Raw genomic sequence first — 21694 nt, 5'->3', positions numbered from 1 at the left:
TCGTTCCCTAATTCTCGTAACGTTTGGCCAGATCGGCCATGTCGCCCATCCGATAAAGTTTGATTTCGCGGACCACCCGCAGACAAGGCTTGGCCGCAAAGAAGATCGACCCGATCAAAAAGAGCCATGTCGCGCTGGTCTGCGTGCTTTCGAAGAAAAACAGCACGGAGCCGACAACGAAACAGACAGCCGCGCAGAAATCGATAAGCGTGTAGGCAATCTCGAACTTCGCATAAAGCGCGCGAGATCGGGCGTTGTTCTCGCGGTTCTCGTGTCGAAAGAGTTTCATATCAGACATGCCTCACGCGGTGCGTTTTGATGTTTTTACGGCGGTCGTCGCAGGCTCCATGCGCAGTTTAGCGCGACAACCCACCATGCAAATTCGGCTGATCCAAGCTCGCGAACCCGTAGTGCCGCAGCCAGCGCAGGTCTGAATCAAAGAACGCCCGCAAATCCGGAATACCGTATTTCAGCATCGCGATCCGGTCGATCCCCATGCCAAAGGCAAAGCCCTGCCATTCGTTCGGATCGATCCCGCCCGCCTGCAACACCTTGGGGTGCACCATGCCGGAGCCGAGCACCTCCAACCAACCGTCCCCCTCGCCGATGCGCAACTGGCCGTCGACCCAAGAACACTGGATGTCGACCTCGGCCGAAGGCTCGGTGAACGGAAAGTGCGAGGCGCGGAAGCGGGTCTTGATGCCGTCGATCTCGAAGAACGCGGCGAAGAATTCCTCAAGCGTCCACTTGAGGTTCGCCATCGAGATATCCTTGTCGATCGCCAGACCTTCGACCTGATGGAACATCGGCGTGTGGGTCTGGTCGTAATCGGCACGGTAGACGCCGCCGGGGCAGATGATGCGCAGCGGCGCGCCTTCGGCCTCCATCGTGCGGATCTGCACCGGGGAAGTATGGGTGCGCAGCACATGGGGGGCGCGTTCGTCCCCCTCAGCCCGGTGCATATAGAAGGTGTCCATCTCGGCCCGCGCGGGGTGGTGGCCGGGGATGTTCAGCGCGTCGAAGTTGTACCAATCGGTGTCGATGCGCGGGCCTTCGGCGACCGAGAAACCCATCTCGGCAAAGATCGCGGTCAGCTCCTCGGTGACCTGGCTCACCGGGTGGATGCTGCCTTGACGCTGGTGCCGCACGGGCAGGGTCACGTCGAGCCATTCGCTGCGCAGGCGCTCGTCCAGCGCGGCATCGGCAAGGCCGGCCTTCTTGGCGGCGAGGGCCGAGTTGATCTCATCCTTCAGCGCGTTCAGCGCGGGGCCAGCGACCTGCCGCTCTTCGGGGGTCATCTTGCCAAGCTCGCGCATTTTCAGCGCGACTTCGCCCTTTTTGCCCACGGCGGCCAGCCGGATGTCTTCCAGCGCGGATTCGTCGCCAGCATTGGCGATTTGGCTCAGGTACTTTTGCTTCAGATCGTCCATGACAGGCCCTTGGAATAATACCCCGTCCTGCTAGCCCTCTCGCCCCTCGAATGCAAGCCGTAGGGGTTGTGGCGTCATGGCGGAACCACCACCTCTGCAAAGCGTTAGGCCGCATCCCCTTGACGCGCCCTGTCCCCAGCGGCGCGCCCAACCTCCCCCGAAAGGAGAGACCTATGAAAATCCTGATGGTTCTGACATCGCATGACGAATTGGGCGACACCGGCAACAAGACCGGTTTCTGGCTCGAAGAATTCGCCGCGCCCTATTACGTTTTCAAGGACGCGGGCGCGGATGTGACCCTCGCCTCGCCCAAAGGCGGGCAGCCGCCGCTTGACCCCAACAGCGACAGCGAAGACGCGCAGACCGACGCCACCCGCCGCTTCAAGGACGACGATGCCGCGCAACAAGCGCTCGCCTCGACCAAAGTGCTGGGCGGTGTGGATGCGGACGGTTTCGATGCGATCTTCTACCCCGGCGGCCACGGCCCACTGTGGGATCTCGCGAATGACGCCGACAGCAAACGCCTGATCGAAACCTTCTGGTCCACGGGCCGCCCCGTTGGCGCCGTCTGCCACGCGCCTGCCGTGTTCAAGAACACCCAAGCCGACGGCAAGCCGCTGGTCTCGGGCAAGCGCGTCACCGGTTTCACCAATACCGAGGAAGAGGGTGTTGGCCTGACCGATGTGGTGCCTTTCCTGGTCGAAGACATGCTGAAGAAAAACGGCGGCGGCTACAGCAAGGGCGACGATTGGGCGTCCTATGTGCTGGTCGACGGCAAGCTGGTCACCGGCCAGAACCCCGCCTCTTCCGAGGAAGCGGCGAAAGAGATTTTGGCGCTTTTGAAGTGACGGCAGGTGGGTACGCAAGACCGCGCCCCCTCTCCCCATGGGAGGAACCGCCGCTGGTCGCGCCGTGTTTTGCCCGTGAAAGGAGCCTCCGACATGGCAGATTATGACCGCAGCACCGGCGCCCCATGGAGCGCCGAAGACCTCGAACAGCTTCGCATCCTTGCGGCAGAGGGCACGGCGACCAGCGTGATCGCGGTGCAACTGAACCGCAGCGAAGAGGCGATTGCGCATCGCGCGGCACAGGATGGGATCAATCTATCCGCCGCCAGCCACAATCCCTATGACCCCGACACCCTAAACCGATAGCAGAGCGCGGCCATTTTTCTTGTGCTTCGCGATCAACCGCTTTTGCACGGGCCCCGCGGGGATCTGATGCGCGGGGGTGCCGAAGCCGTTGCCCTCAACCAAAGCGGGGAAGAGCGTCGCGAACTCCTCGCGCTGCGCCTGACCGAGGGTTTTCACCGTGTCGGCATTCAGCAAAAAACTCTCGCTCGGCGCGCCTTCGGCATAAACGATCTGGTGCTTTTCAAAGACCAAGTGGAAATACTCCACTTGTGAGACGCCCTCATCCACATGCACCCCCGGCAGTTCGGTCAACCGGATCGCGGCGACGAGCACGGCCATCGCGCCGCAGATCCGCTTGACGATGCCCGAACGCGCGACCATGCGATGCTGTCTTGAGACCATGAGATCACGCTTCGGCAGCCCTGCGCCCAAGGCCCCGGCACTGATCCGAATGGGGTAGAGCTTGGGGTTCTTCGCCAACTCCCCTGCCCCGACCGAACGGCGCAGCGCCGCGACGAGTTCCTGATAGCCGTGGCCTTGGGTCAGCACACGCACGCCGGGGGCCAAAGCCTCGACCGGGAGATCGCCCGCCTCGGTGGTGATCAGCGTGCCGCGCGCGAAACAGGCCACACCGGTCGAGACCAGATCGCCCTCTTCGTGCATCGTGTCGATGTCGGACTTCCACGCCAGATTCCCCAATAACCCGCCCTCGGGCAGGTCTGAGAAATCGACGGTCATGGTCGTGAAAAGGTCGCCCGCAGCCGGGCTGCCCGCCAGATTGACGATGCCGGAGTAGGTCACCTCTATATCGCCAGCCAAATCCCGCGAGCCGGAATCCACGCGGAAGGGATACCCCTCAAGCGAGGTGGGGGTCGAGCCGCCGTTTGGATCGTCGTCCGCCGTGGTGGTGGTGTCGAAAACGGAACTGGCGGGCTGAAGGTCAATCTCCATCGTGGCGAGCGGCTTGGTCGTCTCAAGATGGTGCCAGTCATAGCCGAAGGACATCTGCGTATCCTCGCCCACCGCCGCGCCATTCGTATAGGGATCCGTCGCATGCCAAGTGAGTGTCTCGACCGAGCCATCGGCATAGGTCAGCGTGATCCGCGCGCCCTCAAGATCGACGCCGCGCGAACTGGTATCGTCGCGAATACCATAGACCGTCTCATGGGGGTCTTCGTCCAACCTATTGATCACAATTCCGGGCATAAACGTCCCCACCATTTATAAATAACTTGCCGACGAACAGCGCCAATTGCTGCGGCACCGGTGCAGATAGGCTGCACAGTGACCTGTCGTTGGGGCAGATTGTCCATGGAGGTGAGGAGCAGGCAAGGCCGTGGCAAGGGATTATCGGGGCAAGATTATGGCAAGCCCCGCACGACGGCCCGAAACGCAGATCCCCCAAACGCAAAAAGCCCCACCATCCGGCAGGGCTTTCGCAAATTCAAAGCAATCTCGGCTTAGGCCGCCAGCGCGTCCTGCGCTTGCTTGACGATCGCACCGAAGGCTTCGGGCTCGTGCACGGCCAGATCGGCCAGAACCTTGCGGTCCACTTCGATGCCGGCCAGCGTCAGACCGTTGATGAAGCGGCTGTATGTCAGCGCCTCGTCGTGGCTGCGCACGGCGGCGTTGATCCGCTGGATCCACAGGGCGCGGAAGTTGCGCTTGCGATTCTTGCGGTCACGCGTTGCATATTGGTTGGCCTTGTCGACCGCCTGCGTGGCGACCTTGAATACGTTCTTGCGCCGACCATAGTAGCCTTTTGCGGCTTTGATGATCTTCTTGTGACGCGCGTGGGTGACTGTACCACCTTTAACTCGGGACATCTCGGCTCTCCTTAATCAGCGGGCGTAGGGCATGAAGCCCTTGACGATCTTTGCATCGGCTTCCGACAGGGTTGTCGTGCCGCGTGCGTTACGGATGAACTTGTTGGTCCGCTTGATCATGCCGTGCTGTTTGCCGGCTTGGCTGGCGATGACCTTGCCGGTCGCCGAGACCTTGAAGCGCTTCTTGGCGCTCGATTTCGTCTTCATCTTGGGCATTTCCGTCTCCGTCTTTTGAGTTCGGTATAAACACGACTCGGCATGCCACTTGAGGCCGGTCGTGCAGGCTAAGATGCGCCGTATAGGCGCGGTCGGTCAGGGATGCAAGAGGTTTCGCGCAGCCCCTCAGGGCAAGAAGTCCGCCGCGAACGAGACGAAGACCTCCGGCAGGTTCTCAAAGGAATAGCGCCCCGGATTTTCGCGCAGCGCAAAGACGATCAACCCGCCCGCGATCAAGATCGTGATGGCCGAGGCGCGCGGCGACCGACGGTCGGTCACCGCAGACAGGATCGAGGGGATCGACAGCACCGCCAGAACGATGCCCACCACCATTGCCAAGTCAGAGTCCACGCAACATCCCCCTATCTGGGGAAAGGCTACTCCGGATCGGAGGCGTAAATCAAACGTTCGTCACAGGGCGCGACGCGCAGAATATTGGTGCTGCCCGGCACGTTAAAGGGCACACCGGCGGTGACGACGATATGATCCTCCGGCCCGGCATACCCCTCTGACAAGGCGGCCCGCGCGGCGCTCAGCACGGCCAGTTTAAACCGGTCATGCCCATCGGTGATGATGCAATTCGTGCCCCAACTCAGCGCCAGACGGCGCGCGGTGTTGACCAGCGGCGACAGGGCGATGATCGGCACGCGGGGCCGTTCACGGGCGGTCAGCAGGGCGGTGGTGCCCGATTGGGTAAAGCAGCAGATCGCCTTGATGTCCGTCGTCTCGGCAATCTCACGCGCGGCGGCAACGATGCCATCGGCCACGGTGGTGCGATCCGCCGTGCGCGAGGATTCGATGATCTGCGTATAGGTCGCATCGGCTTCGACCTCTTGGGCCACGTTGTCCATCGTCGCCACGGCCTGCAGCGGGTAATCCCCGGCGGCGGATTCGGCGCTCAGCATCACGGCGTCGGCGCCTTCGTAAATCGCGGTGGCCACGTCCGAGACTTCGGCGCGGGTCGGCATCGGGCTTTCGATCATCGATTCGAGCATCTGTGTCGCCACGATCACCGGCTTGGCCGCCGCGCGGCATTTGCGCACCAGACGTTTCTGGATCGGCGGCACATTCTGCACCGGCAGCTCCACGCCCAGATCGCCCCGCGCCACCATGATGCCGTCGCTGACATCCAAGATCGCTTCGAACCGCTCCACCGCCGCGGGCTTCTCGATCTTCGACAGCACCGCCGCCCGGCCTCTGACCAGATCGCGCGCCTCGGTCACATCCTCGGGCCGCTGGACAAAGCTGAGGGCGAGCCAGTCGACCCCCAATTCACAGACGAACTCCAGATCGGCGCGGTCTTTCTCGGAAAGCGCGGCCAGCGGCAGCAGCACGTCAGGCACGTTCACGCCCTTGCGGTTTGAGATGACACCGCCCGTCACCACTTCGCAATCGGCGAAATCCGGGCCGCAGTCGCGCACCTTGAGGCGGATTTTGCCGTCATTGACCAACAGGCTCGCGCCCGGCTCAAGCGCCGCGAAAATCTCAGGATGGGGCAGGCAGACGCGGGTCGCATCGCCCGGCGTTTCATCAAGGTCGAGCCGGAAAGACGCACCTTCTTCCAAGGTTGGCCCATCGCCCTCGAACACACCAACGCGCAGTTTCGGCCCCTGAAGGTCCGCCAGAATGCCGATCGCGCCGCCGGTCTCTTTCTCGATATCGCGGATGATCCGGTGCTTTTCCCGGATCTCTTCGTGGCCTCCGTGGCTCATGTTCAGGCGGAAAACATCCGCCCCGGCGTTGTGCAATGCCGCGATCACCTCTCGGGTTTCGGAGGCTGGCCCAAGCGTGGCCACGATCTTTACATTGCGCAAACGTCTCATATCTGTTCCTTCGTGTCCTATGTCCCCAGAGCGAATGTTAACGATAACATCGCCTGTCCGGTGGCCTAGCGCCCCCATGAGTGCCTGTCAAAGGTTTCATCAGAATGACGGTCCATCGCGGTCCCGTCCAGTGATATGAAAAGGAAGCTGTCATGCCCAGCCAACAAGAGATCGAACTGCAAGCCGCCGCCTTTCGCCGGTTGCAGAAACACCTGATGGAAGATCGGACGGATGTGCAGAACATCGACATGATGAACCTCGCCGGTTTTTGCCGCAACTGCCTGTCGCGCTGGTATCAAGAGGCCGCCAACGAACGCGGGATCGAGATGGGCAAGGACGAGGCGCGCGAGTTGTTCTACGGGATGACGATGGACGAATGGAAAGCCAACTATCAGACCGATGCGAACGACAGCCAGAAAGAGGCGTTTAAAACCGCTTTTGAAGAGAATGTCGGAAAGGGTTGAGCAACCCGCTTGAATGAACCCACAAAGCGGGCGTGCATCCCTGTGCGCCCGCCTTTGCCTTGGCCAAGCGTGCTCAAAGGCTTCGCCTAGAACTGATAGAGCACAAGCCAATCCGCCTTGAGCGCAGGCCGCGCGGCGCCTTCGATCTCTACCGTTGCGGCAAAGCGGGTCATCAGGTCACCCCGCCCGCGCCTCTGTGCCTCGGCCAGCGTGAACCGCCCCCGAATCCGCTTGCCGGAATGCACAGGTGCGATGAAGCGCACGCTGTCGAACCCGTAGTTGATCGACGCCTTCGTGCCCGCCACCACCGGCAGCGCGCCGTAAGCCATGCCCGACATCATCGACAGGGTGAGCATCCCATGGGCCACGGTGCCGCCGAAATCCGTCTTGGCCGCGCGGAGCGGGTCGACATGGATGAACTGGTGGTCCTCGGTCACATCGGCAAAGGCGTCGATCCGCGCCTGATCCATCATGAACCACGGCGAGACGCCCAACTCACGGCCCACGGCGGCTTCCATCTCTGCCCGGTCAATCTCTCTGCGCATCGCGGCCTCCTCTTTGCGCCAGTCTAGCCGCGCGGGCGCTCGCTGCGAAAGCCCTTGCACCCGGCGGGACATCTCTCATGCTGGGGCCAAACAGAGCGGAGCCGCCATGAACACCCCCATCCTCGCCCTTATCACCGTCGCCATCGCCGGGGTCGCCGTGGCCCTGCAAACCCCGATCAACGCTGCCTTAGGCCGCAACATCGGCAGCGGCGTCGCTGCGGCGGCGGTGTCCTTTGGCGTCGGCTTTGCGATCCTGTTGGGGGTCTTGCTGCTGCGCGGCGAGTTGAGCGCCCTGCCCCGCGCGGCCTCGGCCTCTCCCGTTTTGCTGCTGGGCGGGGTGTTGGGGGCCTTCTACGTCTGGTCGGTGCTTTGGGCGATCCCGACGCTGGGGGCGCTGACAGTGATCTCGGCGCTGATCCTCGGCCAGTTGAGCGCGGCTCTGGTGATCGATGCCACGGGGCTTTTGGGGTTGTCGGTGCAGGCCATCACCCCCACCCGCATCGCCGCCGCCGCGCTGGTGGCGGCGGGGCTGGTTTTATCGCGGTTCTGAAACTCAGATCGCGGTTTTGCGCATCTCTTCGAGGTAGATTTCACGCAAACGGGGCGCAAGCTTGCCCGGCGTGCCGCTGCCGATCTTGGCACTGTCGATCTCAACCACCGGCGTCACGAAAGCGCTGGCCGAGGTGACGAAAGCCTCATCCGCCTGCTGCGCCTCTTCGATGGTGAAATTGCGCTCTTCCACCTGCATCTGCGCTTCGCGGGCCAGTTCCAGCACCGCCTTGCGGGTGATGCCATGCAGGATGTTGTTCGAGGTCTCGCGCGTCACGATCTTACCGTCCTTGACGATATAAGCGTTGTTCGACGTGCCTTCGGTCACGAAACCGTCTTCGACCATCCAAGCGTCTTCGACACCGGCTTTCTTGGCCATCATCTTGCCCATCGACGGGTAGAGCAGCTGCACCGTTTTGATATCGCGGCGGCCCCAACGGATGTCTTCGATGCTGATCACGCGGATGCCGTCACGGGCGGCGGGGTTGTCGGCCAACCCCGGCTTGGATTGCGTGAACAGCACCAGCGAGGGCGCGGTGGTCTCGGGGTCGGGGAAGGCGAAATCACGGTCGCCATCCGACCCGCGCGTGACCTGAAGATAGATCAACCCGTCTTTGATATCGTTGAGACGCACCAACTCGCGGTGGATTTCCAGCAGTTCTTCGGTCGTCGCAGGCGCGCGCATGTCAAGCTCGTTCATCGAGCGGGTCAGACGCTCGGCATGGCCGTCAAAGGCGATGAGCTTGCCATCCAGCACGCTCGTCACCTCATAGACCCCATCGGCCATCAGGAATCCCCGGTCAAAGATCGAGATCTTGGCCTCATCCTCGGGCAGGTATTCGCCGTTTACATAGACAGTTCGCATGGTCACCCCCAGAGCGCTGCGGCGGGGGGATGCACGCCCGCGCCGTCGAATTTCAAAGCATTGTCGCGGTCTTCGGCCAGAAGCAGCGGGCCGTCAAGGTCCACTACCTTTGCGCCTTGGGCGACCAGCGTCGCGGGGGCCATCGCGAGCGACGAGCCAACCATGCAGCCCACCATGACCTCGAACCCCTCGGCCCGCGCTGCATCGCGCAGTGCCAGCGCTTCGGTCAGCCCGCCGGTCTTGTCGAGTTTGATGTTCACCACATCGTATTTGCCCTTGAGGCCGGGCAGGCTGGCGCGGTCATGGCAGCTTTCATCCGCGCAGACCGGCACAGGGCGATCCATCCCCAGAAGCGCATCATCTTCGCCAGCGGGCAGGGGCTGTTCGACCAGCGCCACGCCCAGACGGAGCAGATGCGGGGCGAGGTCGGCATAGACCTCAGCCGACCAGCCCTCATTGGCATCGATGATGATCGTGGCATCGGGCGCTCCGGCGCGCACCGCTTCGAGCCGCGGCATGTCGTCAGGCGTGCCGAGCTTGATCTTCAACAGTGGCCGATAGCTGTGTTTCGCCGCCTGCGCGCGCATTGCCTCGGGTTCGTCCAGCGAGAGGGTATAGGCCGTGATCTCTGGCCCCGGCGCGGTCAGCCCGGCCAGTTCCCACACCCGCTTGCCTGCGCGTTTGGCCTCTAGATCCCACAGCGCGCAGTCGACCGCGTTGCGTGCGGCCCCGGCAGGCAGCAGATCATAGAGCGCTTGGCGGGTGATATCACCCGGCAGGCCGTTGATCTCAGCCGTGACCGATTCGAGGGTCTCGTCATAGCGCGCGTAGGGCACGCATTCGCCCCAGCCGGTCACGCCGCCTTCGGTCACGCGGACGGTCAGCACCTTGGCCTCGGTCCGCGAACCGCGACTGATGGTAAAGACCTGCGCGAGCTTAAAGGTATCTGCGGTAACGTCGATCTGCATGGTCACAGCGCCGCCAGCGCATCGGCCAGTCGCGCTGCCCCTTGGCGGAAGGGATCAACCGCAGGCAGGCCAAGACGCTCCTCAACCTCAGCCAGATAGGCATCCGCCTCGGCCTCGGACATGTGGTAGGTGTTGACCGAGATACCGACGACCTTGCAGTCGGGGTTCGGCACCTGCGCCAGCGTCAGCGCCATGTCGCGCACCGCTTCGAGGCTGGGCAGGCTGTATTCCGGCAGGCCGCGCATATGGGTCCGGGTCGGTTCATGGCACAGGATCAGCGCATCGGGCTGGCCGCCGTGGATCAGCGCCATGGTCACCCCGGAATAAGAGACGTGGAACAGACTGCCCTGCCCTTCGATGATGTCCCAATGGTCATCGTCATTGGCGGGGGTGAGATATTCCACCGACCCGGCCATGAAATCGGCGATCACGGCATCCAGCGGCACGCCTTCGCCGGTGATCAGGATGCCGGTCTGGCCGGTGGCGCGGAAGGTGCTTTTCATGCCCTTTTCGCGCATCGCCTCGTCCAGCGCGAGGGCGGTGTACATCTTCCCGACCGAGCAATCGGTGCCCACGGCCAGAACCCGCTTGCCGCTGCGCTTCTTGCCGTCGGCGATGGGGTATTCGACGCTGGGCACGCGCACGTCATGCAATGTGGTGCCGTTCGCCTCGGCAGCCGCCACCAGATCGGCTTCGTTGCGTAGCAGGTTGTGCAGGCCCGAGGCGATGTCGAAGCCCATGTTCAGCGCCTCAATCAGCACCTCTTTCCAAGCCGCGCTGATTTTACCGCCACGGTTGGCGACACCGATGACCAATGTCTCGGCCCCCGCCTCACGCGCTTCGGCCAGCGTCATGTCTTGCAGACCGAGATCGGCCTTGCAGCCCTCCATGCGGAACTGGCCGACCGCATTGTCGGGCCGCCAATCCTTGATGCCTTGTGCGACCTTGGCGGACAGAGAGTCAGGCGCGTCGCCCAGAAAGAGCAGATAGGGGGTTTTGATCATGGCAAGCCTCCGGCATTGAATTTGTCCGCATATTGCGCGCGAGAATACGCAAGTGCGTGGCGTTGTCGACGCATCTGCATGCAAATGCGCAGCATTTCCCGCGAATTACCGTTGGCTGCGCAAAATTCGTGCGCGGCTTTCGTCGAAGGGTGGGCCTTTCGAAATGCTGCGGCTGCGAAAACCTCCTTGCGATTGGCGACGCAATTTCATACCAGAATGAAGACACACGATGAAACAATATTACCCATAGGTGCCCCATGAGCTTCCGCATTCAGCCTGCCGCCCCTGCCCGCCCGAACCGCTGCCAATTGTTCGGCCCCGGCTCCCGCCCGGCGATCTTTGAAAAGATGGCAGCGTCGAATGCCGATGTGATCAACCTCGACCTTGAAGACAGCGTGGCACCTTCGGACAAGGACAGCGCGCGCGCCAATATCATCAAGGCGATTTCCGAGATCGACTGGGGCAACAAGACGCTTTCGGTGCGGATCAACGGGCTCGACACACCCTATTGGTATCGCGACGTGGTGGAACTGCTGGAGCAGGCCGGGCCGCGGCTTGATCAGATCATGATCCCCAAGGTGGGCTGCGCGGCGGATGTCTATGCCGTCGATGCGCTGGTGACGGCGGTTGAGACCGCCAAGGGCCGCGAGAAGAAAATCAGCTTTGAGGTCATCATCGAATCCGCTGCCGGTATCGCCCATGTGGAAGAGATCGCCGCGTCTTCTCCGCGTTTGCAGGCGATGTCGCTGGGGGCCGCCGACTTCGCCGCCTCCATGGGCATGCAGACCACCGGCATCGGCGGCACGCAGGAGAACTACTATATGCAGCGCGGCGAGCAGAAGCATTGGTCGGACCCGTGGCACTGGGCGCAGGCCGCCATCGTCGCCGCCTGCCGTACCCATGGCGTGCTCCCCGTCGACGGGCCTTTTGGCGATTTCTCGGACGACGAGGGTTTCCGCGCACAGGCGCGCCGCTCGGCCACGCTGGGAATGGTCGGCAAATGGGCGATCCACCCCAAGCAGGTGGCGCTGAGCAACGAGGTGTTCACCCCGTCGGAAGAGGCTGTGGCCGAAGCGCGCGAGATCCTCGCGGCGATGGAAGAGGCCAAGGCCAAGGGCGAAGGGGCCACCGTTTATAAGGGGCGTTTGGTGGATATCGCCAGCATCAAACAGGCCGAGGTGATTGTGCGCCAGTCCGAGATGATCGCCGGGGGCTGAGCGCTTTTGGCAAGCCGCCGGGGGCCCTGCCCCCGGACCCCCGAGGGTATTTGAAAAAGGATGAAGAGGGAGGGGCGTGGGCTTGCCTGCCTTGCAAACCCGCGTTGCAAACCGGCGCGCGGCGCTCCATATACACAGGCAACAAGCCGGAGCATGCTATGACCCAATATCTGGATTTCGAAAAACCCCTGGCCGAGATCGAAGGCAAGGCGGAAGAGCTGCGGGCGTTGGCCCGGTCCAATGAAGAGATGGACATCACCGATGAGGCCCGCGCGCTGGATAAGAAAGCCGCCGGGATGCTCGAAGACCTTTATGGTTCTCTGACGCCTTGGCGGAAATGTCAGGTGGCGCGCCATCCGGAGCGGCCCCATTGCAAGGATTATATCGAAGCGCTTTTCACCGAGTTTACGCCTTTGGCGGGGGATCGAAACTTTGCCGATGATCTGGCCGTCATGGGCGGGTTGGCCCGGTTCAATGATACGCCGGTGGTGGTGATTGGCCATGAGAAGGGCAATGACACCAAGAGCCGGATTGAGCGTAATTTCGGCATGGCGCGGCCTGAGGGCTATCGCAAGGCGGTGCGGTTGATGGAACTGGCGGATAAGTTCAACCTGCCGGTGGTTACCATCGTCGACACGCCCGGCGCCTATCCCGGCAAGGGCGCCGAAGAGCGCGGCCAGTCCGAGGCGATTGCCCGTTCGACCGAGAAATGTCTGCAAATCGGCGTGCCTCTGGTCAGCGTGATCGTGGGCGAAGGCGGCTCTGGCGGGGCGGTGGCATTCGCCACGGCGAACCGTGTCGCGATGTTGGAGCATTCGGTTTATTCGGTGATCACGCCCGAAGGCTGTGCGTCGATCCTGTGGAAGGACAGCGAGAAGATGCGCGAGGCCGCCGAGCAGATGCGTCTGACGGCCGATGAGCTGAAAACGCTTGGCGTGATCGACCAGATCATCCCTGAGCCGATGGGGGGGGCGCATCGCCATGCCGAAGAATCGATCAAGGCCGTGGGCAAGTCGATTGAAGCGATGCTCAAGGAGCTTGACGGCAAGGACGGCAAGACGCTGGTTCAGGAACGCCGGACCAAGTTCCTTGAGATGGGGCGCAAGGGGCTGGCGGCCTAAGCCAGCCGCCGCCGAAAACGTGGATCAGGCGTGATTTGATCGAAACCGGCGGCGCGGTAGAAGCCCTGCGCGCGCCGGTTTTTTGTATCCGTGCCCACGGTCACATAGCTGCATCCTTGGCTCTGGGCGTGGTCCAGCGCCGCCTTGACCAGCGCGCGGCCAATGCCGCGACCGCGGACCGTGTCGCAGACGAAGAGATGGTGCAGGTCCATCCCCCTTGCACCGAATTGCAACTGCATCTGCGGGCAGAGCGCGGCATAGCCATGCAGGCCGGTGGCGCCTTCGGCCACCAGAAGGGTGACCCAAGGGGTTGGGCCGAAACAGTCGCGCTCTAACGCGGCAAGTGTCACGGTGGCGGTGTCGCCGTGGTAAGCGGCCAATGCGTGGGCCAGATCGAGTACCATCGGCAGGTCGGATTTCACGGCGGGTCGAATGGGGGGCATGTCGTCTCTTTCTGTGATCACCACAGGGAGACAAGCAGAGCCGCGCTGTGGCGGCTTGTGGATATGGGAATGGGTGCCGCGCCGATCAGGAGCGGGGGTAATAGACAGATGTGAAGCTGGTCTTTTCCATATGCCTTTGATGCGCCGCTGCTCCCCTACTGTCAAGCCATGGGCGGGATCAGCTGGCCAGCATGCGCAGCCCTTGGGTCACATCCGAACGCACCGCCAGCCGCAGCCCCGGCTCATCGCCCGCGCGCAGGGCGGCGATGATCAGACGGTGGAAATGCGGCGGCTCGGTCCGGCGCAGGCGGCCATAGAGCGCGCGCATGGTGGGGCCGAGTTGCAACCAGACCGTTTCTGCCATGGCGAGCATGGCGGGCGCTTGGGCGCGCAGGTAGAGCGTGCGGTGGAATTCGAGATTGGTGCGGATGTAGCTGACCGCATCGCGGTGGGCCACGGCCTCGGCAATATTGGTGTTGATCGTCTGCATCCGCTCGATCAGCGCCATATGGGCGCGTGGCAGGGCGCGAGAGGCAAGCTCGACCTCCAAGAGCGCGCGGAGGGCGGCCAATTCCTCGATCCGCTCATTGCTGAGCTCGGGGGTGGAGATGCGTCCGGAGGTCGACATGGTCAGCGCCCCCTCTGCCGCCAGCCGCCGCACCGCTTCGCGGGCCGGGGTCATCGAGACCTCATATTCCTTGCCGATGCCGCGCAGGGTCAGCGCGTGGCCGGGCGGCAGATCGCCATGCATGATCCGCGCGCGCAGGCGGCGGTAGACACGATCATGGGCCAGCGGCGTGGCCTCGACAGGGCGTGGGGTCAGGTTCATGATGCGGTTGTGATCACAAACCAGCCACCCGTCAAGCGCGGCATTTTGCAGCCAAGGCGCGATCACCCGTTGTCGCGAGCCTTGCGGCGATTTATCGGAGGTCAAACTGCCTTAAGGAGACGCGCCGTGACCAAACGAAACTTCATCCGTCATGTGGTCTTTTTCTCGGCCAAGGACCCCAAGGACATTCCGACGATCGTGGCGGGGCTTTGGAAATTGGCCGACATTCCGCATTCGACGACTTTCGAGATCTGTGAGAACACCCGTGTTGATGCGCTGTCGGGGGATGTGGATGTGGTCGTCTATGCCGAATTCCCCGATGCCGAGGCGCTGGCCGCCTATAAGGCGCATCCGATCTACCAGGAATCCATCGATATCGTGCGGCCTCTGCGCGATATGCGCGTGCCTGCGGACTTTTAAGGCGCGCCATGGCTGGCCCGCGCGTTCTTTTCGACACTGGCCCGCTGGGGCACGGCACGGCCTTTACCGCGCCGCGGCGGATCATCAGTGCCGATGCCCCGGCTGAGGTGTCTGCGGCCTTTGCAGCACTTGAAGCGGCGCAGGAAAGCGGCGCGTGGTTGGCGGGCTATGCGAGTTATGAGTTGGGCTATCTCGGCTCGCACAAGCTGCGTGCGTTGATGCCCGCGGCGCGCGGGCTGCCCCTGCTGCGTTTCGGCGTTTTTGATGCGCCCGAGGCCTATGGTTTTGCCGAAGATGCGGGTGATGCCAGCCTGTCGGCGCTCACGCCGGATTGGGATTTCGCGCAGTATCAGGCCGCCTTTGCTGAAGTGCAGGACTTCATCAGCGCGGGGGACATCTATCAGGCCAATCTGACCTTCGGGATGGAGGGGCGCTATACCGGGACGCCAGCGGCGCTTTACGCCCGGCTGCGCCAGCGGCAAAGCGTGGCCCATGGGGCTTTCGTCGATCTTGGCGGCCCTGTGCTTTTGTCGCGCTCGCCGGAGCTGTTCTTTGCGCTCACCGCCGAGGGGCAGCTTACCGCCCGCCCGATGAAGGGCACGGCGCGGCGCGGGCGGGATGCTGCGGAGGACGCGAAGCTGTGCGCCAACCTTGCGGCTTCGGAAAAGAACATGGCCGAGAACCTGATGATCGTGGACCTTTTGCGCAACGACATCAGCCGGATCGCCGAGGTGGGCAGTGTCGAGGTGCCGAAACTGTTCGAGATCGAGACCTATGAGACCCTGCACCAGATGACCTCGCGCATCACGGCGCAGGTCTTGCCGGGAAAGCGGTTGACCGACCTTTTTCACGCGCTTTTTCCCTGCGGCTCGATCACCGGCGCCCCCAAGATCCGCGCGATGCAGATCCTGCGCGCCTTGGAGCCGGCCCCGCGCGATGCCTATTGCGGCGCGGTGGGGTGGATCGCCCCCACGGGTGCGATGCAGTTCAATGTGGCGATCCGCACGGCGACCTGTCACCCAGAGGGGCGGCTGCGGCTGAACGTGGGCGGCGGCGTGGTGCATGACAGCACGGCCGAGGATGAATATGCCGAAGCGCTGCTGAAGGCGCGTTTCGCAACGCTGGCCTAGAATCGATAGCGGTGCAGCCCGCCGCCATGGTCGCGCAGCCATTGGCGCGGCGCCTGATAATCGCCGTAGATCCGCGTGACCTCGGCCCAGAAGGCGGGGGAGTGGTTCATCTGTGCCAGATGCGCGACCTCATGGGCGGCGACATAGTCCAGCACCTCGGGCGGGGTCATGATCAGCCGCCAAGAGAACATCAGCGCCCCGTCGCTTGAACAAGACCCCCAGCGGGAGCGCGTATCGCGCAGGGTGATGCGGGCATAGGGTTTGCCCAGCAGCGCGGCATAATCGTCACAAGCCCCGGCAAGGCGGTCGCGCGCGACCTCGCGCAGATGCGCGGCCAGACGTTTGCCCAGGCTCTCCTCTGGGCCGGGCACGAGGATCTCTTCGGGGCCGATCCGCACGCCCCTCCCCTGCCCGCCGCGCACCCGCAGCAGCTTGCCGCCCACCGGAAGCTCTGCCCCCGGGGCCACGATCACATCTTCGCCCCGCGCGGCGAGGTGTTGGCGAATCCAGTCTTGCTTGCTTTCGGCAAAGGCCAGCGCCTCACGCTCTGCCAGCCGTTTCGGCATGGTCAGGGTCACCCGTCCGTCCAGTTGCGAGATGCGCAGCGAGATGCGTCGCGCGCGCGCCGAACGGCGCAAGATCAGCGGAATCGGCGGGTTGCCGGGCAGCACAGGGTCTTTCATTACCGGAGCAACGTCCCTAGATAGAGGCCAAAGCCTTTGACAGTGCCCCCCTCATATGGCACTTGGCCGGAATCATCTACACGCAACAGCAATATTATAAAGGGGTGTTTCATGCCCAACGAAGAATGGGGAACCAAGCGCCTGTGCCCCACTACGGGCAAGCGCTTCTATGACCTCAACAAGAATCCGATCATCAGCCCCTACACGGGCGAAGAGGTCGAGGTCGACAATTCCAAGTCGCGCATGATCGCGGCGGACGCCGAGGATGCGGTCACAGCCAAAGCCAAGAAGGGCGACAAGGCTGATGAAGAATCCTTGGTGGATGACGATGACGCGGTCGATGTGGATCTGGACGACGACATCCTCGACGATGACGACGATGATGACGATACAGTACCGCTCGACGACCTCGCCGATGTGGCGTCGGACGACGAAGATTAATTAATCGGCGGCGGGGTCTATTTTCCGCTTGATCCCGCCTCCGCCAGCGCCTAGACAGCGCCACAGAACGACCCGGATCACACGATCACGATCCACGATGGGGCCTTAGCTCAGCTGGGAGAGCGCCTGCATGGCATGCAGGAGGTCAGCGGTTCGATCCCGCTAGGCTCCACCATCATCCTCCGCTTCGATTTTTGCTATGCTTCGCCCGATAGATGGGCTGACTGACGCAAACCCGCTGCGCGGCTACTCTGAGTCAGCGGTTCGATCCCGCTAGGCTCCACCAAGCCTTTTGCAAAGCAAAAGGCGTCGCGCGGCAGTCGCTTCGCAGAAGCGATGAGAGCGTAAACCCACCCTACTCAAAATCGGACAATGCTAGCGCCTAGCTGCATACGATGCGTCGCGATCAATTCCCGGGGGTCATCGCCTTCCCGCGTGCAAGCGATGGCCCGGCGCCTGCGACTTGTTTCCGGGCCGGTGGCAATCCCGAAGCCATTAAAAAATCGCCCGCCGGATCAGGTTCAACCCCGCCACCATTAAGACCACCAAAGTCATCTTGCGAAACAGCACCGGATCGACCCGGTCCATCACCTTGCTGCCAAGCCAAACGCCCAGCATCACCGGTAGAATCAACAGTGCCGAGAAGGGCCAGGTCTGCGCGTTCAGAACGCCCGAGCCGATATGCGCGACAAGCAGCGCCACCGCGCCCAGCCCGTAAATCACCCCTTGGATCCGCATCTGATCATGTTTCGCGGTCCCGAGCGCAGTGAGATAGGCCACCGTGGGCGGCCCCCAGATGCCGGAAATCCCCCCAACGGCCCCGGCAAATCCGCCTACCAGCGCCTCGACCTTCGTCGACCGCTGCGCCAGATGGAACTGATGTTTCGACAGTTGCAGCAACGCGAACAGCACCACCGGCACGCCGATCAACAGCAGCATCACCGTCGCCGGCACCAGCCGCACCATCTGGGCGGAGAGCACCAGCATCACGCCACCGCAGAGCAGGAACACCCAAAACAGCTTGATCGACCGCAGCGCGGCCTGCGGCCCCTGCCGCAGCGCTTGGAAAGCGTTGGCCAGCACCGTGGGCAGAATCAGCCCCGCCAAGGCCAGATCGGGCGCCATGAAGGTCGTGAGACCGGAAATCAGCACCAGCGGCAGGGCAAAGCCCACCACGCCTTTGACGAAGCCACCGCAAAGACCGATTGCAAGTGCAGCATAAAATTCGAACGGGGTGAGAAAGGGGAAAATACTGTTCATACCGTTACATAGCACCCTCCTCTGGGGCCGCACGTCAAAAATGACCGCGCAAGATTAGAACAAAATGCCGCAGCGAAACGTATCTTTGTTGTGCTGCGACTGCGAAAGGGCTATGCCTATCCCAAGCAAGAAAGGACAGCCCATGGCACATGACGGTCAGGACATGACGATGCATCGCGTAATTCTCGACGATCTGATCGGGCAGACCGGCGCGGCCCTGCCGCCGCTCGACCAGTTGCTCGAAACCGCTACCGTCGCCGTCCGTGCGCAGGTGAGCGATGGCGACCGGGTTTCGGCCAAGCTGATCGAGGCCAATCAGACCGCCGCCCACGGGCTTGCTTGGCTCGCCACCTATGTTCAAGCCTTGCGGCAGATGCAGCTTTGGGCCGAACGCCTGCAAGGCGAAGGCCGCTTTGGCGAGGTTGAGCAACTGCTGCACCAGATCGCCTTTGGCGAATACCTTTGCCAGATCAGCGGCGGCATCCAGATGAATCAAGGCGAAATGCTGCGCCTACAAGATCTGGGGTTGAGCGCCGAGGATGAGGCCGCGCTCGATAATCCTGCGATCACTACCCTGACCCGCGCGGGCAACACCCAAGCCGCGCGCAGCCGTCTGGTCGAACTGATGCAGGAGCGCAGCGCCGATGTGACCTTTGGCGTCAGCGGACTGGACGAAGAGCTTGAGATGATCCGCGACCAGTTCCGCCGCTACGCGGTGGAAAAGGTCGAGCCGCACGCCCATGACTGGCACCTCAAGGACGAACTGATCCCGATGGAGGTGATCGAGGAGCTGGCCGAGATGGGCGTTTTCGGCCTGACCATCCCCGAAGAATACGGCGGGCTGGGCCTGACCAAAGCGTCGATGTGCGTGGTCAGCGAAGAGCTGTCGCGCGGCTACATCGGGGTCGGCTCGCTCGGCACCCGCTCGGAAATTGCCGCCGAACTGATTCTCTGCGGCGGCACCGAGGCGCAGAAAGAGAAATGGTTGCCCCGCATCGCCAGCGCCGAGACCCTGCCCACGGCGGTCTTTACCGAGCCGAACACCGGCTCCGACCTCGGCAGCCTGCGCACCCGTGCGGTCAAGGACGGGGAGGATTACAAGGTGACCGGCAACAAGACATGGATCACCCATGCTGCGCGCACCCATGTGATGACCCTGCTGGCGCGCACTGATCCCGAAACCAGCGATCACCGCGGGTTGTCGATGTTCCTCGCCGAGAAAACGCCCGGCGATGATGCCAACCCCTTCCCCACCCCCGGCATGACTGGCGGTGAGATCGAGGTGCTGGGCTACCGTGGGATGAAGGAATATGAGCTTGGCTTCGACGGTTTCGAGGTGAAGGGCGAGAACCTCCTCGGCGGCGAAGAGGGGCGCGGCTTTAAACAGCTGATGGAGACCTTCGAGAGCGCCCGCATCCAGACCGCCGCCCGCGCCATCGGCGTGGCGCAATCGGCGCTGGATATCTCGATGCAATACGCCCAAGACCGCAAGCAGTTCGGCAAATCGCTGATCAACTTCCCCCGCGTCTCTGGCAAGCTGGCGATGATGGCGGTGGAACTGATGGTCGCGCGGCAGCTGACCTACTACAGCGCCTTCGAGAAGGACGCCGGACGCCGCTGTGACGTGGAGGCGGGCATGGCAAAATTGCTCGGCGCCCGTGTCGCTTGGGCGGCAGCCGACAACGGTTTGCAGATCCACGGCGGCAACGGCTTCGCGCTGGAGTATAAGATCAGCCGCGTCCTCTGCGATGCGCGGATCCTCAACATCTTCGAAGGGGCTGCCGAGATTCAGGCGCAGGTTATCGCGCGTAGGCTCTTAGGCTGATCTGCCGGGGTTGCAAGCGCCGCAGATGTCAGAGACATAGGCGGCGCTTCAACCCAAAGGACAGCCCATGCGCAGCTTTCTGATCCTCGCCGCCCTTAGCGCCCTGCCGCAATGCCAAGGCGATGAAACCGTCCGTGCCTATGGCGCGGGCGACAAGATATGGCATCTGGTGGAGTTGGACGGCAAGCCCTTCGATGCCCGCGCGACCCTAACCTTCCCAGAGACCGGCAAGATCGCCGGGCAGGCCCCCTGCAACGCCTATAGCGCCCCGATGACGGTGCCCTACCCGTGGTTCGACGCGGGCCATATCGCCGCCACTCGCCGCGCCTGCCCCGACCTTGCGAGCGAGACGGCGTTTCTGGACGCGCTGACCGAGGTGACCATCTCGGACGTGCTGGGCGACACGATGATCCTGTCGGATGACAGCGGCGAACGTCTGGTTTTCAAAGCCGCCGACTAAAGGCATCGACAAAGCGCGCGCGGGCTTCCGGCAGGGGTTTGCCGCCCAAATCCCGCGCCAGATGCGCGGTCAGGAAATGCCCCGTGGTCCGCAGGCCCTGCGCCACTTCGGCATCGCTGCCTGCGCCGCCGCGCAGCACGGGCGGCAGGGGCAAAAGCCGATCCGCCCAGTCCCCCGCCCCCTTGGCCGAGACCGCGCGCCCGGTCTTGGGGGAGACATAGATCAGCCCCTCGGTCGCCCCCGTCACCGCGCAGGCGTCGAGGTCGAGCGCATAGCCCATTTCCTCCAAAAGGCGCAGTTCCCATTTGAGGTAGGCCAGCGGCCAGACATCGCCCTGCCCCAGCATATCGAGCAGCGCCTCGGTCCGCTGGTAAAGCGCCGGATGCGGCTCGCGTTCGGGCAGGCAAAAGGCCAAGAGCGCGGTGACCGCATTCAGCCCCGCCAGCGCCAGACGGTCCTGCATCGCCACGGCGGCGCGGCTGCGGAGCGGCTCGACGGTGAAGGCGCCGATGTGATCCTCCAGCCGCGCGCGCCATGCCACGTCAAGCTGCGCACCGGGTTGCAGGCTGGGGGCGATCTTGCGGCTGGTGCCACCACGGACGATGCCGGCGTGGCGGCCTTGGGCGGGGGTGAAGACCTCAATGATGGCGGAGGTCTCGCCATGTCGCCGCGCGCTCAGCAGGATGCCCTGATCGCGCCATTCCATCAGGCCAACCCCGGTTCGTCCAGAAGGTGCCGCCCGGCGCGATCCTCCACCTCGATCACCCAGAGGTCGGGGTCAAAGCTGCGTTGGCGGGTGACGGTAGCATCGATTTCACGCTCGTCGCCCGAGGCAAGCTCGACCCACTTCCGCTCGCCACTCATCAAGTCAAAAGAACGCTGAAACAGCACGGCCCGGCCATCAAGCGTTGCCAGCTTCACCAGCACCGCACCGCCGGTGTCATCACCATGGGCCACGACAAAAGCCGGAATGTCCTGCAACCGTAGCCGCGCGAGATAGGCATCGACCCAGAAACGCGCGGTCAGGCGGGGCATGGCTGGC

At 63.2% G+C, this 21694-nt stretch carries 28 protein-coding genes and 1 tRNA gene; 12 read left to right on the top strand and 17 right to left on the bottom strand.

Going from position 1 to position 21694, the window contains the following annotated elements:
* Positions 1 to 7: 7 nt before the first annotated feature.
* Together ACGYLX_RS08200 and pheS are read right to left on the bottom strand one after the other, a co-directional pair.
* The gene (locus ACGYLX_RS08200) at positions 8 to 289 is read right to left on the bottom strand and encodes a YrhK family protein (RefSeq protein WP_271693862.1); all 282 of its coding nucleotides are present in this window, start codon (positions 287 to 289) and stop codon (positions 8 to 10) included.
* 67 nt (positions 290 to 356) lie between these two features.
* Positions 357 to 1430: a phenylalanine--tRNA ligase subunit alpha gene (gene pheS, locus ACGYLX_RS08195; protein WP_394448507.1), complete on the bottom strand. Its 1074-nt coding sequence runs from the start codon at positions 1428 to 1430 to the stop codon at positions 357 to 359.
* A gap of 173 nt (positions 1431 to 1603) precedes the next feature.
* On the opposite strand from pheS, the gene ACGYLX_RS08190 reads away from it, so the two are divergent.
* Together ACGYLX_RS08190 and ACGYLX_RS08185 are read left to right on the top strand one after the other, a co-directional pair.
* Positions 1604 to 2278 carry a type 1 glutamine amidotransferase domain-containing protein gene (locus ACGYLX_RS08190; protein WP_394448504.1) on the top strand — a complete coding sequence of 225 codons (675 nt, stop codon included), beginning with the start codon at positions 1604 to 1606 and terminating at the stop codon, positions 2276 to 2278.
* A 93-nt stretch (positions 2279 to 2371) separates the two neighbouring features.
* Entirely contained in the window at positions 2372 to 2584 is a 213-nt protein-coding gene (locus tag ACGYLX_RS08185) for a hypothetical protein (RefSeq protein WP_209216576.1), read from the top strand.
* Here ACGYLX_RS08185 and ACGYLX_RS08180 read toward each other — a convergent pair.
* From ACGYLX_RS08180 to pyk, 5 genes are all read right to left on the bottom strand, one after another.
* A complete protein-coding gene (locus ACGYLX_RS08180; protein ID WP_394448500.1) occupies positions 2573 to 3769 on the bottom strand; it encodes a Hint domain-containing protein in 1197 nt (398 codons plus the stop codon). The two genes, ACGYLX_RS08185 and ACGYLX_RS08180, sit on opposite strands and share 12 nt — an antisense overlap.
* 254 nt (positions 3770 to 4023) lie before the next feature.
* Positions 4024 to 4389 (bottom strand): 50S ribosomal protein L20, encoded by a 366-nt coding sequence (gene rplT, locus ACGYLX_RS08175; RefSeq protein ID WP_067264504.1) that lies wholly within the window; start codon positions 4387 to 4389, stop codon positions 4024 to 4026.
* A 15-nt stretch (positions 4390 to 4404) separates the two neighbouring features.
* Positions 4405 to 4605 (bottom strand): 50S ribosomal protein L35, encoded by a 201-nt coding sequence (gene rpmI, locus ACGYLX_RS08170; RefSeq protein ID WP_067264506.1) that lies wholly within the window; start codon positions 4603 to 4605, stop codon positions 4405 to 4407.
* A 126-nt stretch (positions 4606 to 4731) separates the two neighbouring features.
* On the bottom strand, positions 4732 to 4956 hold the full coding sequence (locus tag ACGYLX_RS08165) for a hypothetical protein (protein ID WP_394448497.1): 225 nt from the start codon (positions 4954 to 4956) through the stop codon (positions 4732 to 4734).
* Positions 4957 to 4982: 26 nt separating this feature from the next.
* Positions 4983 to 6428, bottom strand: coding sequence for a pyruvate kinase (pyk, locus tag ACGYLX_RS08160; protein ID WP_394448494.1), 1446 nt, complete (start codon positions 6426 to 6428; stop codon positions 4983 to 4985).
* 152 nt (positions 6429 to 6580) lie between these two features.
* On the opposite strand from pyk, the gene ACGYLX_RS08155 reads away from it, so the two are divergent.
* Positions 6581 to 6892 (top strand): DUF1244 domain-containing protein, encoded by a 312-nt coding sequence (locus tag ACGYLX_RS08155; protein ID WP_067264526.1) that lies wholly within the window; start codon positions 6581 to 6583, stop codon positions 6890 to 6892.
* 86 nt (positions 6893 to 6978) lie between these two features.
* On the opposite strand, the gene ACGYLX_RS08150 is transcribed toward ACGYLX_RS08155, so the two are convergent.
* Entirely contained in the window at positions 6979 to 7437 is a 459-nt protein-coding gene (locus tag ACGYLX_RS08150) for a MaoC family dehydratase (RefSeq protein WP_394411175.1), read from the bottom strand.
* A 106-nt stretch (positions 7438 to 7543) separates the two neighbouring features.
* Here ACGYLX_RS08150 and ACGYLX_RS08145 point away from each other — a divergent pair, with 106 nt between their 5' ends.
* Positions 7544 to 7987: a DMT family transporter gene (locus ACGYLX_RS08145; RefSeq protein ID WP_394448491.1), complete on the top strand. Its 444-nt coding sequence runs from the start codon at positions 7544 to 7546 to the stop codon at positions 7985 to 7987.
* Between the two features lie 3 nt (positions 7988 to 7990).
* Here the strand turns inward: ACGYLX_RS08145 and ACGYLX_RS08140 are convergent, their stop codons facing one another.
* From ACGYLX_RS08140 to dgcN, 3 genes are read right to left on the bottom strand one after another with little or no spacing between them, the layout of a single operon-like run.
* Complete coding sequence (locus ACGYLX_RS08140; RefSeq protein WP_394448489.1) at positions 7991 to 8851, bottom strand: D-amino-acid transaminase; 861 nt, start codon at positions 8849 to 8851, stop codon at positions 7991 to 7993.
* A gap of 2 nt (positions 8852 to 8853) precedes the next feature.
* Entirely contained in the window at positions 8854 to 9819 is a 966-nt protein-coding gene (gene dgcA, locus ACGYLX_RS08135; RefSeq protein WP_394429471.1) for an N-acetyl-D-Glu racemase DgcA, read from the bottom strand.
* Positions 9820 to 9821: 2 nt separating this feature from the next.
* On the bottom strand, positions 9822 to 10823 hold the full coding sequence (gene dgcN, locus ACGYLX_RS08130; RefSeq protein WP_067264538.1) for an N-acetyltransferase DgcN: 1002 nt from the start codon (positions 10821 to 10823) through the stop codon (positions 9822 to 9824).
* 257 nt (positions 10824 to 11080) lie between these two features.
* Between dgcN and ACGYLX_RS08125 the strand changes: the two genes are divergently transcribed.
* Together ACGYLX_RS08125 and ACGYLX_RS08120 are read left to right on the top strand one after the other, a co-directional pair.
* The gene (locus ACGYLX_RS08125) at positions 11081 to 12040 is read left to right on the top strand and encodes an L-malyl-CoA/beta-methylmalyl-CoA lyase (RefSeq protein WP_394448487.1); all 960 of its coding nucleotides are present in this window, start codon (positions 11081 to 11083) and stop codon (positions 12038 to 12040) included.
* A gap of 158 nt (positions 12041 to 12198) precedes the next feature.
* Positions 12199 to 13161, top strand: coding sequence for an acetyl-CoA carboxylase carboxyltransferase subunit alpha (locus tag ACGYLX_RS08120; RefSeq protein ID WP_394411162.1), 963 nt, complete (start codon positions 12199 to 12201; stop codon positions 13159 to 13161).
* On the opposite strand, the gene ACGYLX_RS08115 is transcribed toward ACGYLX_RS08120, so the two are convergent.
* On the bottom strand, positions 13158 to 13604 hold the full coding sequence (locus ACGYLX_RS08115) for a GNAT family N-acetyltransferase (RefSeq protein ID WP_394448484.1): 447 nt from the start codon (positions 13602 to 13604) through the stop codon (positions 13158 to 13160). The two genes, ACGYLX_RS08120 and ACGYLX_RS08115, sit on opposite strands and share 4 nt — an antisense overlap.
* A gap of 178 nt (positions 13605 to 13782) precedes the next feature.
* Positions 13783 to 14433 (bottom strand): GntR family transcriptional regulator, encoded by a 651-nt coding sequence (locus ACGYLX_RS08110; RefSeq protein ID WP_067264652.1) that lies wholly within the window; start codon positions 14431 to 14433, stop codon positions 13783 to 13785.
* A 126-nt stretch (positions 14434 to 14559) separates the two neighbouring features.
* On the opposite strand from ACGYLX_RS08110, the gene ACGYLX_RS08105 reads away from it, so the two are divergent.
* Both ACGYLX_RS08105 and ACGYLX_RS08100 read left to right on the top strand, forming a co-directional pair.
* Positions 14560 to 14853 carry a Dabb family protein gene (locus ACGYLX_RS08105; protein WP_007118141.1) on the top strand — a complete coding sequence of 98 codons (294 nt, stop codon included), beginning with the start codon at positions 14560 to 14562 and terminating at the stop codon, positions 14851 to 14853.
* 8 nt (positions 14854 to 14861) lie between these two features.
* Positions 14862 to 15983, top strand: coding sequence for an aminodeoxychorismate synthase component I (locus ACGYLX_RS08100; protein ID WP_168613574.1), 1122 nt, complete (start codon positions 14862 to 14864; stop codon positions 15981 to 15983).
* Here the strand turns inward: ACGYLX_RS08100 and ACGYLX_RS08095 are convergent.
* A complete protein-coding gene (locus ACGYLX_RS08095; protein WP_067264558.1) occupies positions 15980 to 16666 on the bottom strand; it encodes a M48 family metallopeptidase in 687 nt (228 codons plus the stop codon). The two genes, ACGYLX_RS08100 and ACGYLX_RS08095, sit on opposite strands and share 4 nt — an antisense overlap.
* 111 nt (positions 16667 to 16777) lie before the next feature.
* Here ACGYLX_RS08095 and ACGYLX_RS08090 point away from each other — a divergent pair, with 111 nt between their 5' ends.
* Complete coding sequence (locus ACGYLX_RS08090) at positions 16778 to 17107, top strand: TIGR02300 family protein (RefSeq protein ID WP_168613575.1); 330 nt, start codon at positions 16778 to 16780, stop codon at positions 17105 to 17107.
* A 99-nt stretch (positions 17108 to 17206) separates the two neighbouring features.
* Positions 17207 to 17282 (top strand) — tRNA-Ala (locus ACGYLX_RS08085).
* Positions 17283 to 17602: 320 nt separating this feature from the next.
* Here the strand turns inward: ACGYLX_RS08085 and ACGYLX_RS08080 are convergent.
* Positions 17603 to 18367 carry a sulfite exporter TauE/SafE family protein gene (locus tag ACGYLX_RS08080; RefSeq protein ID WP_168612641.1) on the bottom strand — a complete coding sequence of 255 codons (765 nt, stop codon included), beginning with the start codon at positions 18365 to 18367 and terminating at the stop codon, positions 17603 to 17605.
* A gap of 142 nt (positions 18368 to 18509) precedes the next feature.
* On the opposite strand from ACGYLX_RS08080, the gene ACGYLX_RS08075 reads away from it, so the two are divergent.
* Positions 18510 to 20192: an acyl-CoA dehydrogenase family protein gene (locus ACGYLX_RS08075; RefSeq protein ID WP_168612642.1), complete on the top strand. Its 1683-nt coding sequence runs from the start codon at positions 18510 to 18512 to the stop codon at positions 20190 to 20192.
* Positions 20193 to 20259: 67 nt separating this feature from the next.
* Positions 20260 to 20652, top strand: a complete 393-nt coding sequence (locus ACGYLX_RS08070) for an META domain-containing protein (RefSeq protein WP_168612643.1) — start codon at positions 20260 to 20262, stop codon at positions 20650 to 20652.
* On the opposite strand, the gene recO is transcribed toward ACGYLX_RS08070, so the two are convergent.
* On the bottom strand, positions 20636 to 21358 hold the full coding sequence (recO, locus tag ACGYLX_RS08065; RefSeq protein ID WP_168612644.1) for a DNA repair protein RecO: 723 nt from the start codon (positions 21356 to 21358) through the stop codon (positions 20636 to 20638). The genes ACGYLX_RS08070 and recO overlap by 17 nt on opposite strands.
* Positions 21358 to 21687 carry a DUF1491 family protein gene (locus tag ACGYLX_RS08060; RefSeq protein WP_168612645.1) on the bottom strand — a complete coding sequence of 110 codons (330 nt, stop codon included), beginning with the start codon at positions 21685 to 21687 and terminating at the stop codon, positions 21358 to 21360. Before ACGYLX_RS08060 ends, recO begins: the two co-directional genes overlap by 1 nt.
* Positions 21688 to 21694 lie beyond the last annotated feature (7 nt).

This window comes from Sulfitobacter sp. 1A13496, assembly GCF_043557225.1.
GTDB lineage: Bacteria > Pseudomonadota > Alphaproteobacteria > Rhodobacterales > Rhodobacteraceae > Sulfitobacter > Sulfitobacter faviae.
This window is presented reverse-complemented; position numbering and strand designations above follow the sequence as displayed.

Bases quoted from the DNA above. Each gene is read 5' to 3' on its own strand.
- rplT (WP_067264504.1), bottom strand. From the start codon at position 4,389: ATGTCCCGAGTTAAAGGTGGTACAGTCACCCACGCGCGTCACAAGAAG.
- ACGYLX_RS08150 (WP_394411175.1), bottom strand. From the start codon at position 7,437: ATGCGCAGAGAGATTGACCGGGCAGAGATGGAAGCCGCCGTGGGCCGT.
- ACGYLX_RS08090 (WP_168613575.1), top strand. From the start codon at position 16,778: ATGCCCAACGAAGAATGGGGAACCAAGCGCCTGTGCCCCACTACGGGC.
- ACGYLX_RS08060 (WP_168612645.1), bottom strand. From the start codon at position 21,687: ATGCCCCGCCTGACCGCGCGTTTCTGGGTCGATGCCTATCTCGCGCGG.
- recO (WP_168612644.1), bottom strand. From the start codon at position 21,358: ATGGAATGGCGCGATCAGGGCATCCTGCTGAGCGCGCGGCGACATGGC.
- ACGYLX_RS08140 (WP_394448489.1), bottom strand. From the start codon at position 8,851: ATGCGAACTGTCTATGTAAACGGCGAATACCTGCCCGAGGATGAGGCC.
- ACGYLX_RS08180 (WP_394448500.1), bottom strand. From the start codon at position 3,769: ATGCCCGGAATTGTGATCAATAGGTTGGACGAAGACCCCCATGAGACG.
- dgcN (WP_067264538.1), bottom strand. From the start codon at position 10,823: ATGATCAAAACCCCCTATCTGCTCTTTCTGGGCGACGCGCCTGACTCT.
- ACGYLX_RS08075 (WP_168612642.1), top strand. From the start codon at position 18,510: ATGGCACATGACGGTCAGGACATGACGATGCATCGCGTAATTCTCGAC.
- ACGYLX_RS08095 (WP_067264558.1), bottom strand. From the start codon at position 16,666: ATGAAAGACCCTGTGCTGCCCGGCAACCCGCCGATTCCGCTGATCTTG.
- pheS (WP_394448507.1), bottom strand. From the start codon at position 1,430: ATGGACGATCTGAAGCAAAAGTACCTGAGCCAAATCGCCAATGCTGGC.
- ACGYLX_RS08070 (WP_168612643.1), top strand. From the start codon at position 20,260: ATGCGCAGCTTTCTGATCCTCGCCGCCCTTAGCGCCCTGCCGCAATGC.
- ACGYLX_RS08115 (WP_394448484.1), bottom strand. From the start codon at position 13,604: ATGCCCCCCATTCGACCCGCCGTGAAATCCGACCTGCCGATGGTACTC.
- ACGYLX_RS08200 (WP_271693862.1), bottom strand. From the start codon at position 289: ATGAAACTCTTTCGACACGAGAACCGCGAGAACAACGCCCGATCTCGC.
- ACGYLX_RS08110 (WP_067264652.1), bottom strand. From the start codon at position 14,433: ATGAACCTGACCCCACGCCCTGTCGAGGCCACGCCGCTGGCCCATGAT.
- ACGYLX_RS08155 (WP_067264526.1), top strand. From the start codon at position 6,581: ATGCCCAGCCAACAAGAGATCGAACTGCAAGCCGCCGCCTTTCGCCGG.
- ACGYLX_RS08120 (WP_394411162.1), top strand. From the start codon at position 12,199: ATGACCCAATATCTGGATTTCGAAAAACCCCTGGCCGAGATCGAAGGC.
- ACGYLX_RS08125 (WP_394448487.1), top strand. From the start codon at position 11,081: ATGAGCTTCCGCATTCAGCCTGCCGCCCCTGCCCGCCCGAACCGCTGC.
- ACGYLX_RS08185 (WP_209216576.1), top strand. From the start codon at position 2,372: ATGGCAGATTATGACCGCAGCACCGGCGCCCCATGGAGCGCCGAAGAC.
- rpmI (WP_067264506.1), bottom strand. From the start codon at position 4,605: ATGCCCAAGATGAAGACGAAATCGAGCGCCAAGAAGCGCTTCAAGGTC.
- ACGYLX_RS08190 (WP_394448504.1), top strand. From the start codon at position 1,604: ATGAAAATCCTGATGGTTCTGACATCGCATGACGAATTGGGCGACACC.
- ACGYLX_RS08100 (WP_168613574.1), top strand. From the start codon at position 14,862: ATGGCTGGCCCGCGCGTTCTTTTCGACACTGGCCCGCTGGGGCACGGC.
- dgcA (WP_394429471.1), bottom strand. From the start codon at position 9,819: ATGCAGATCGACGTTACCGCAGATACCTTTAAGCTCGCGCAGGTCTTT.
- ACGYLX_RS08145 (WP_394448491.1), top strand. From the start codon at position 7,544: ATGAACACCCCCATCCTCGCCCTTATCACCGTCGCCATCGCCGGGGTC.
- ACGYLX_RS08080 (WP_168612641.1), bottom strand. From the start codon at position 18,367: ATGAACAGTATTTTCCCCTTTCTCACCCCGTTCGAATTTTATGCTGCA.
- pyk (WP_394448494.1), bottom strand. From the start codon at position 6,428: ATGAGACGTTTGCGCAATGTAAAGATCGTGGCCACGCTTGGGCCAGCC.